This window comes from Bacteroidales bacterium (genome assembly GCA_018334875.1).
GTDB lineage: Bacteria > Bacteroidota > Bacteroidia > Bacteroidales > UBA12077 > JAGXLC01.
The window spans coordinates 8,930-12,562 of record JAGXLC010000102.1; the positions used below are offsets into that span (position 1 = coordinate 8,930).

Annotated in this window: 4 protein-coding genes and 1 tRNA gene; all 5 read right to left on the reverse strand. The window is 39.6% G+C overall.

The features are described from left to right. The coding region (locus KGY70_09955; protein ID MBS3775501.1) for a S41 family peptidase at window positions 1–1,332 on the reverse strand (1,332 nt) is incomplete at its 3' end. A gap of 10 nt (window positions 1,333–1,342) precedes the next feature. After that, window positions 1,343–1,795, reverse strand: a complete 453-nt coding sequence (locus KGY70_09960) for a dCMP deaminase family protein (protein ID MBS3775502.1) — start codon at window positions 1,793–1,795, stop codon at window positions 1,343–1,345. A 48-nt stretch (window positions 1,796–1,843) separates the two neighbouring features. Next, window positions 1,844–1,927 (reverse strand) — tRNA-Leu (locus tag KGY70_09965). A gap of 227 nt (window positions 1,928–2,154) precedes the next feature. Next, the gene (locus KGY70_09970) at window positions 2,155–2,562 is read right to left on the reverse strand and encodes a response regulator (GenBank protein MBS3775503.1); all 408 of its coding nucleotides are present in this window, start codon (window positions 2,560–2,562) and stop codon (window positions 2,155–2,157) included. Window positions 2,563–2,674: 112 nt separating this feature from the next. Then, complete coding sequence (rsgA, locus tag KGY70_09975; GenBank protein ID MBS3775504.1) at window positions 2,675–3,601, reverse strand: ribosome small subunit-dependent GTPase A; 927 nt, start codon at window positions 3,599–3,601, stop codon at window positions 2,675–2,677. Window positions 3,602–3,633: the final 32 nt, after the last annotated feature.

Below are 3,633 nucleotides of genomic sequence, written 5' to 3' on the forward strand. Positions count from 1 at the left end.
GTCGGCAAATTTAAAAGCAAAATTGTAAATCAATCCCTCGTTGGTAACTTTACTGAAAAACGGCGAATGGTAAGAGGTATCTACCGGAACAAAATAATCGGGCATAATGCCTCCGCCCCCGAAAACAATATCGCCTTTCGGGGTCTTGTACTTTAACGAATCGGCAAACTCTATACTATCCGCATTAAAAAACTCTCCGTGCTTAAAACGTTCGTTAATATCATTGTAATACTGGTCTCTGCCGTCTTCATAAGGTTTTTGAATACAACGGCCGGTTGGGGTGTAATATCTGGCAACGGTCAAACGAAGGGCTGAACCATCGGACAATTTAATTTGTTCCTGAACAAGTCCTTTGCCAAAAGATCTTCGTCCTACAACAAATCCGCGGTCATTATCCTGAATGGCTCCTGCAAGAATTTCACTTGCCGAAGCCGACCATTCATCAACTAAGACGGCAACATCCAAATCCTGGCAAACACCACGAGAAGAAGCATGTATCTCTTGCTTGGGAGCGTTTCGCCCTTTGGTGTAAACAATAAGTTTCCCTTCTTTCAGAAATTCATCAGCTATACTGGTGGCGGCGTTGAGAAATCCTCCACTGTTACCCCTCAGATCAATAACTACCTTTTCAAGGGAGTTTTGTTTTAATTTTTTAATTGCTTCTATAAACTCCTGATGTGTAGTTTTTGAAAATCGGTTTATTTTGATATACCCCGTTGAGGGATTGAGCATGTAGGAAACATCCACACTGTAAAGGGGAATTTCATCACGGGTTATGGTGAAATGTAGTGGTTCGGAGGAACTTCTACGTTGAACGGTAATATCCACTTCGGTTCCTTTTTCTCCTTTTAGCATGCTTACAATCTTATCGGTGGACATATTTTTCCCTGCCACCACTGTATCATTCACCTTAACAATCCGGTCGCCCGGTTGAAGACCTACCATTTCAGAAGGGCCCCCGCTTATTACACTTATTACCACTATGGTATCATTCTGCATATTAAACTGTATCCCTATGCCCTCAAAGTTCCCCTGTAAGGGTTCATTTACATCTTTTAAATCTTTGGCCGGAATATATACCGAATGGGGATCCATATCCTTCAACATTGCAGGAATAGCAGATTCCTGAAGATTTTCCTTAGAAACAGGATCTACGTAATTTTTTTCTATATAATTGATTACTTTGTTTAACTTATTGGGATGGTTGTAAACATAAGTTTTATTTCCCGGAGCATTACCATCTAATGAGAGTCCCAGCAATATCCCACCAATCAACACGATTGACAGCATTATTGGAAAGTAAAGTTTGAGTGTTTTATAATTTAATTTCATGGTTGTTTTTTTATACTACAATTTGAACTACTTCAATGTTGGCCCTTTCAAGTAATGGAATACCATCATTGGATTCTTTTCTGTCTGTATAAACAACTCGTTTTATCCCGGATTGGATTATCAGTTTAGCACATTCCAGGCACGGAGATGTTGTAACATATAACGTTGCATTTTCGCTGCTATTGTTAGATTTCGCTACTTTTGTTATTGCATTTGCTTCTGCATGCAATACATACGGCTTGGTGTTGCCTTCCTCATCTTCGCAGACATTTTCAAAGCCAGAAGGGGTGCCATTGTAACCATCCGAGATGATCATCTTTCCTTTAACCATTAAAGCTCCAACCTGCCTTCTTTTACAATAGGAATTTTTGGCCCAGATCCTGGCCATCTCAATATATCTTTGATCGAAAATGGCTTGTTTGTTCTTATAGGGATGCAGAGGAGAGGAATGGTTACTATCCATTTGCTTACATGTTATTGTATAAAAACCCTCCTAAATGAGGGCTCAGTGTGCCTGAAGTCGGATTCGAACCGACACGGGCAAAAGCCCACTGGTTTTTGAGACCAGCGCGTCTACCAATTCCGCCATTCAGGCCTGTATAATGAACCTTAACAGATCAGCAAAATTATTGATTTGTTTTTGATACACCAAATTTTTAAATAAACTTATTATTGTTGTGGCTATCATGCGCCAAAAGTACCTTATTTGTTGATATATATATCTTTTATGGACCCATCTTCCCACCGAAACAAGGTTTAAGGCTAATATTCAGAAACGGAGATTAAAGGTGCTACATCCCAACGGCGAGGTATCGATACACCTTATGCAGACAGGCCTTCCTGTTTTGTCCAGTAGGCAATTTTTCTGGCCAGTTTTCTGGCGTGGAAGGGTTTGGCCAGAAAATCATTCATGCCCGAGTTCATGCTTTTTATCTCATCTTCAGCCCAGATATTGGAAGTTACTGCTATTATCGGAATTGTAATTCCTTTTTTCCGCAAGTCCCTGGCTACTTCAATGCCATTTTTCCCGGGCATTACGATATCCAATAAGATAATGTCGTAATTATCGGTCTCTGCTTCATGAATGCATTGATTGCCATTTTCAACAATGGTGACCTCCAGATCAATGGAATGTATATATTGCTCAATGATCTTCTGATAGATCTGCTCATCTTCAGCCAGCAATATGCGTATTTGCTTGGAGCGTATTTTCTTTTTTGACTCAGACAAACCCGTATTATTTTTCTTACAAAATACGGAAAATATATATTATAATTGCCTGAATAACACTTTAAATTGACAAACACCTCAAATTGTTTGACAAAAGGCTTGATTGGAAGCATTAACGATATTTTCCTTCGTTATCCTCAACAATTCTCAGATAGTTGTTGTAGCGGTTTTGGCTGATATCTCCCTTCTCTACCAATCCTTTTACATGGCATCCGGGTTCATGTGTATGGGTGCAGTTGTGGAATTTGCAGCTAAGCGAGGCATTGAAAATTTCAGGAAAGTAATGGTATACCTCTTCTTTATCCATATCGACCAAACCAAAGCCTTTTATTCCGGGAGTATCAATAATGGCGCCTCCAAAAGGAAGATCGATCATTTCTGCAAAAGTAGTACAGTGCTTTCCTGCTTTATGGTAATTTGAAATACGTGCAGTTTTTAGATCCGCTTCCGGTTTAAGCTGATTGATCAGGGTAGATTTACCCACACCCGAATTACCTAAAATTACACTGTATTTATCTTTAAGAAGATTCTTTACAGATTCCAGATTTTCCTCCCTGGTTACCGAGATACTGAAACATTCATAACCGACGTCATGGTATATCTGAATTAGCTCATTGAGTTTTCTCATCAATTGCTCATCATAAAGATCGATTTTGTTAAAGATAATTTTTGCCGGTATTCTATATGCTTCGGCAGTTACAAGGAAACGGTCTATAAACAGGGTATAAGTTTCGGGATATGCAAGAGTAGCCATAATGATTGCCTGATCGATATTGCTGGCAATGATATGACTTTCCCTGGATAATTTAGTGGCTTTACGGATGATGTAATTTTTGCGTTCATGTAACTCGGTAATCAAGCCTTCTCTTTCTCCCTCCTGAATGGGGCTGAATTCCACCCGGTCACCCACAGCAACAGGGTTGGTGGTTTTGATGCCTTTTATCCGGAACTTGCCCTTGATCTTGCATGCCCATATTCCTTTATTGGCATCCCTGACATAATACCAGCTTCCTGTTGATTTAACTACCAGCCCTTCCAATTTTGAATTTTTATGCAAAAATAGTAGTTTAG

Excerpts from the sequence above, each read along its gene's own strand:
- KGY70_09960 (MBS3775502.1), bottom strand. The coding sequence starts at position 1,795 with ATGGATAGTAACCATTCCTCTCCTCTGCATCCCTATAAGAACAAACAA.